Here is an 890-nt window from a genome sequence, read left to right on the forward strand (position 1 = left end):
AAAATGGCTAAAGCAAAATTTGAACGTAATAAACCACATGTAAACGTTGGTACAATCGGACACGTTGACCACGGTAAAACAACGTTAACAGCTGCAATCTCTGCGGTATTAACAAAAGCTTTTGGTGGTGATGTTAAAGACTTCGCACAAATCGATAATGCTCCAGAAGAGCGTGAGCGTGGTATTACAATTAATACTTCTCACATTGAGTATGATACAGAAACACGTCACTACGCACACGTAGATTGCCCAGGACATGCTGATTACATCAAAAACATGATCACAGGTGCAGCACAAATGGATGGTGCTATCTTAGTAGTAGCAGCAACAGATGGTCCAATGCCACAAACACGTGAGCACATTTTATTATCACGTCAGGTTGGTGTACCTTACATCATCGTATTCATGAACAAATGTGACATGGTAGATGACGAAGAGTTATTAGAATTAGTAGAAATGGAAGTTCGTGAACTTCTTTCAGAATATGAATTCCCAGGTGACGACTTACCAGTAATTCAAGGTTCAGCATTAGGTGCATTGAACGGCGAAGCACAATGGGAAGAGAAAGTACTTGAGCTTGCACATCACTTAGATACCTATATTCCAGAGCCAGAGCGTGCAATTGATGGTGCGTTCATCATGCCGATTGAAGATGTATTCTCAATTTCAGGTCGTGGAACAGTGGTAACAGGTCGTGTAGAGCGCGGTATCATCAAAGTAGGTGAAGAAGTTGAAATCGTAGGTATTCGTGAAACAACAAAGACTACTTGTACAGGTGTAGAAATGTTCCGTAAGTTGCTTGACGAAGGTCGTGCAGGTGAGAACTGTGGTGTATTATTACGTGGTACTAAGCGTGAAGACGTAGAGCGTGGTCAAGTATTATGTAAGCC

The 890-nt window shown here is 41.7% G+C and carries 1 protein-coding gene; it reads left to right on the top strand.

Annotation, left to right across the window (positions count from 1 at the left end; genetic code table 11):
* Positions 1-3: 3 nt before the first annotated feature.
* A partial coding sequence (gene tuf, locus IE155_RS17895) for an elongation factor Tu (protein WP_189379700.1) occupies positions 4-890 on the top strand: 887 nt, incomplete at its 3' end.

Source organism: Thalassotalea profundi (genome assembly GCF_014653195.1).
Taxonomy (GTDB): Bacteria; Pseudomonadota; Gammaproteobacteria; order Enterobacterales; family Alteromonadaceae; genus Thalassotalea_B; species Thalassotalea_B profundi.